The organism is Longimicrobium sp., assembly GCF_036280135.1.
Lineage (GTDB): Bacteria > Gemmatimonadota > Gemmatimonadetes > Longimicrobiales > Longimicrobiaceae > Longimicrobium.
The window spans coordinates 1-3,549 of sequence record NZ_DASURI010000228.1 but is presented as its reverse complement, the minus strand read 5'-3'; the positions used below and the strand labels follow the sequence as shown (position 1 = coordinate 3,549).

General features: G+C 70.6%; 4 protein-coding genes. 3 read left to right on the top strand and 1 reads right to left on the bottom strand.

Going from position 1 to position 3,549, the window contains the following annotated elements; translation table 11 throughout:
- The first annotated feature begins 4 nt into the window (after nucleotides 1-4).
- Complete coding sequence (locus tag VFZ20_RS07030; protein WP_329683134.1) at nucleotides 5-712, top strand: YoaK family protein; 708 nt, start codon at nucleotides 5-7, stop codon at nucleotides 710-712.
- A gap of 200 nt (nucleotides 713-912) precedes the next feature.
- On the opposite strand, the gene VFZ20_RS07025 is transcribed toward VFZ20_RS07030, so the two are convergent.
- Entirely contained in the window at nucleotides 913-1,677 is a 765-nt protein-coding gene (locus VFZ20_RS07025) for a hypothetical protein (protein ID WP_329683133.1), read from the bottom strand.
- A gap of 365 nt (nucleotides 1,678-2,042) precedes the next feature.
- On the opposite strand from VFZ20_RS07025, the gene VFZ20_RS07020 reads away from it, so the two are divergent.
- The gene (locus VFZ20_RS07020; protein ID WP_329683132.1) at nucleotides 2,043-2,444 is read left to right on the top strand and encodes a hypothetical protein; all 402 of its coding nucleotides are present in this window, start codon (nucleotides 2,043-2,045) and stop codon (nucleotides 2,442-2,444) included.
- A gap of 364 nt (nucleotides 2,445-2,808) precedes the next feature.
- A partial coding sequence (locus tag VFZ20_RS07015) for a hypothetical protein (RefSeq protein ID WP_329683131.1) occupies nucleotides 2,809-3,549 on the top strand: 741 nt, incomplete at its 3' end.

Genomic DNA, 3,549 nt, shown 5'->3' with positions numbered 1-3,549 from the left:
GTAGATGCCCTACGCACGCCCTCACTCGCGCCGCGGGCCCGACAGGCGCGACCGCCCCTGGGTCTTCACGGGCGCCACGTCGCTCGCGGGCGTCGCGGGGTTCGTCAACGTCGTGGTGCTGGGCTTCTTTCACGTCCCCGTGAGCCACATGAGCGGCGCCGTGTCGCGCGCGGGGATCGATATCGTCCACGGAGACGCCTCGGACCTCCGCCTCGTCCTGTGGATCGTGGCCGGCTTCCTGGCGGGCTGCGTCGTCTGCGGGGCCGTCATCGGCGGGCGAAAGCTGCAGCCGGGGCGGCGATACGGCGTGACGCTGTGGCTGGAAGGCGCCCTGCTCGCCGCGGCGTCCGAGCTGCTGCTCCGGGGGCATCCGTCCGGCGTACCCGTGGCCGCCATGGCGCTCGGGATCCAGAACGCCATGGCGAGCAGCTACTACGGGCTCGTGATCCGCACCACGCACGTGACGGGCATCGTCACGGACATCGGCGTCATGCTGGGCCACTGGGTGCGGCACCGCCGTACGAGCCCGTGGAAGATGGTGCTGCTCACCGGCATTCTGCTGGCCTTCTTCACGGGCGGGGTGCTGGGCGCGCTCGCGCTGGACCGGATGGGCATGCGCGCGCTCCTGCTCGCGGCTGCGGGGTGCGGGACCGCGGGCACCCTCTACTACGCGTGGATGCACGCGCGGTCGCGATCCGCCGCGGGGCGCTGATCGGGACGAGGTACGAAGGTACGAAGGTACGAAGGTACGAAGGTACGAAGGTACGAAGGTACGAAGGTACGAAGGTACGAAGGTACGAAGGTACGAAGGTACGAAGCGGGGAACCCGTCCGGACTCCCCGCTTCGCATTTGTTCACCTGACTCGCCGACGGTGTAGATCAGCGACCCGGAAGGGTGCGAGGTGCGTCGCTTCAGCTCGCGCTGGACGTTGTGCCGGGCAGGGAGTTGGCAGCCGTCGGCGCCGGCGCGCTCAGCAGGCTCACGGCGCGGGCGGCGACCTCCTCCATCTGCGCCTCGCGCTCGCTTGCCCAGCCGGGCAGGCGCAGCGCGTTGTAGCCCAGCGTGCCCGCGCCCATCAGTGCCAGCATCATCGGGACGAAGAACGACTCCGCCAGGGTGCCCGAGGCGAACATGATCACGAGCGTGACCAGGGCCGCCACCAGGCTCATGGCGCCCATGCGGTTGGTGCCGGCGGCATCGCCCTTGGTGGTGCGGATGCGCAGCCGGTAGCCCGCGGGCGTGGGCTCCACGTACGCGTGCAGGTTTCCGTTGCGCCACTCGCGCAGGTCGCCGTTCACCTCCACGCGGCCCCGGGCGCGGAACGTGTCGCGCAGGTCCGCCACGATCATCTCCCACTCGCGGTCCATGGGAGCGCGCGGCAGCTCCACCGTACGGCCCACCGAAACGGGAATCCCCAGGTCGCGGCGGACCACGACGTTGCGGCGCAGGTCCAGCGCGGCGGCCGCCTGGGCCACGCGCTCCGGCGCCAGTCCCGCCTCGCCGCCGATGGACTGCAGCTCCGCCAGCGTGAATCCCGCCGCGGGCGCCACGGCGGCCGAGCCCCCGCCCGCCGCCGGGGCCGCGGGGGTGGCCGCGGCCCGAAAGATCTCCGCGACCTCGTCGTCGCCGTACCTGCGCTCGTCCAGCATGCTCTCTCCCGGGCGGATGGCCTTCACGTGGGACCGTAGATCCTGAATATCGGCTTCCGCGCGGGATCCGTCAAAAGCCGCGCGGCGTCCGCGACGGGTACGGTTCCCGACCCGGAGAAGATTCCGCCTGCCCGACGTGCCGTAAACTTTGTCACCCGTAGAAAGCGGCGAAGGTGGACGGTTCCCGGAGGTCCAGGAAACACGCCGCTTCTCCCCGGATGCGCGCGAAAAATCCAGCTCCCATGCGGGTTTTCTGAACCGCGCGAATCCACGTGAAAGCCGCCACGGCGAGCACATCCAGGGCTTGCTTCGGCTTATCTTCGGTATTATATTTCCTGCGTAAACGAGTGCGGCAGCGCACCCATTACGACACCAGGGGGAAGGAAGCCAAGATGACGGACCAGATCCCGGCGGATCCGCGCAGCGTGAGCATCCGCCACATGCGCGAGGTTGCGGCGGCACGGGTGGAAAACACCTCGCTCCGCAAGGTGGCGCGGGAGATGGGGATGAGCCCCACGGGACTCCGCAAGTTCCTGGACGGCACCGCCCCGTACGCGCCCACCGTCCGCCGCCTGCGTACGTGGTACGTGCGGTACGGCGCCGTGCAGAAGGGCGCCGTGGAGACCGAAGACGCCACCGCGGCGCTGGCCGTCCTGGTGCACGACCTGGGGCCCGCCCCGCGCCGTGACGCCGCCCTGACGGTGCTGGCCGCCATGGACAGCGGCTACGAGCGCAGCGGCAAGCCCAAGCCCGAGTGGCTCACGGAGCTGCGCACCCGCTACGCCGCCGCCTGATCCCCCTCCACCCGAGGACGAAGCGAAACGCCGGCCCCCGCCGCACGGGGCCGGCGTTCGTCGTCCGCCGCGAGCGTCCTTGCACCGGCGCTGAACCGGCATCGAGCAACTCGCCGCGCACCTTGTTCCAGCGCCGCGGCCGCTTTCACGCGCGGGCTTGAACGGGCCGGCTGCCCTTCCTTATCCTGACGGTACGCGCGAATCGGCCCGCGCCGGCCCGCGTGTCAGGATGCGCCCCGCTGGCTCGTTGTACCGCCGTCCGAGCGCTCGCCCCATCCGCATCGGTCTGCCCCGATCGACTCCCCCCGACCCGCCCGGTCCCATGCCGCACCATCTCCGCATTTTTTGTCACAATCTCTGCACCATGCTTGTCTCGTCCTGGCGCGGAAGGACCCTCCGCACGCTGCTGCTCGCGATGGGGCTGCTGCCGACGCTGCTCTTGGCCGCGATCCCCGCGGCCGCGCAGGGAGCGTGCACCCAGGACTGTCCGGGCGAAAACGACGTGGTCCAGCCGAACATCGTCTTCAGCCCGGTGAGCGGGACGTACGCGCAGCAGTCGATCCCCGTGCGGGTGACGCTTTCGGACGGGCAGACGCTGGACGATCCCTCCCTCTTGATCAAGCTGAACGGGACGACGGTGACATCGGCGTTCCAGTACACGCGCACGGTCCCGGCGCCCCCGCGCGCCGTGGCGCTGGGGACCGTCACCCTGCAGCCGGGCGGCAACACGCTGCAGGCCACCATCTGCGACCAGAGCGGCAACTGCCGCACGGCCACGGCCACGTACGCCTTTGGGGTGCCGGGGGTGGCGGTGGGCCCGGACGGCGGCGCGGACAACGTGCAGCCGGGGGCACGGGCGTACGCGTTCACGGTGAAAAATACGGGACCGCTGAGCGCGTGGTACAGGCTGCATGCCGTCTGCCGTGACGTGGACACGGGCACGCAGGTCACGTGCGCCGTGGCCGATTCCGTCCAGATAGCGGCGGGCGCCACCGTGTCGGTCAGCGTGAACTACACGGCGGGCGGGGCGGGGAGCCGCGCGTCGGTGCAGCTGCGGGCGCGGCAGTCGGGTGTGACGGGGGTGGAGGATGCTGGCTGGGTAGAG

What these genes read in the sequence shown, in the direction of transcription:
- VFZ20_RS07030 (WP_329683134.1), top strand. Translation starts at nt 5, where the DNA reads ATGCCCTACGCACGCCCTCACTCGCGCCGCGGGCCCGACAGGCGCGAC.
- VFZ20_RS07020 (WP_329683132.1), top strand. Translation starts at nt 2,043, where the DNA reads ATGACGGACCAGATCCCGGCGGATCCGCGCAGCGTGAGCATCCGCCAC.